Source organism: Pseudomonas sp. 51_B, from assembly GCF_017491595.1.
Lineage (GTDB): Bacteria > Pseudomonadota > Gammaproteobacteria > Pseudomonadales > Pseudomonadaceae > Aquipseudomonas > Aquipseudomonas promysalinigenes.
The window spans coordinates 1-497 of the sequence record NZ_JAFGYW010000233.1; the positions used below are offsets into that span (position 1 = coordinate 1).

1 protein-coding gene is annotated in these 497 nt (G+C 60.2%); it reads left to right on the top strand.

The annotated features are described in order from the left end of the window. A partial coding sequence (locus J5M56_RS24580) for a hypothetical protein (RefSeq protein ID WP_207938007.1) occupies positions 1-199 on the top strand: 199 nt, incomplete at its 5' end. Positions 200-497 lie beyond the last annotated feature (298 nt).

The following is a 497-nucleotide window of genomic DNA, read 5'->3' on the forward strand; positions in this document are numbered from 1 at the left end:
CTACGATATTCACTCGCCACGGATTCCTGATGTGTCGGAAATGGTTGGCTTGCTGCGCAAGGCGGCGCAGCGTATTCCGGTTGAGCGGCTGTGGGTCAATCCGGATTGCGGGCTGAAAACCCGAGGCTGGCCAGAGACCGAAGCGGCGCTGGTGCACATGGTCAGCGCCGCGCGGCAACTGCGCAAAGAGTGGGCCTGACCCTTTACCGCCCTGGAATACAGAACCCTGTGGGAGCGAGCCTGCTCGCGAAAGCGGTGTGTCAATCGACACCATGTTGGATGACCTGACGCCTTCGCGGGCAGGCTCGCTCCCACAGAATTCGCGTTCTCCCCGTCATTCACGGCAACACACAAATCCTTTGTGGGAGCGAGCCTGCTCGCGAAAGCGGTGTGTCAGTCGACACCATGTTGGATGACCTGACGCCTTCGCGAGCAGGCTCGCTCCCACAGAATTCGCGTTCCCCCTGTCATTCACGGCAACACACAAACTCCTTGTG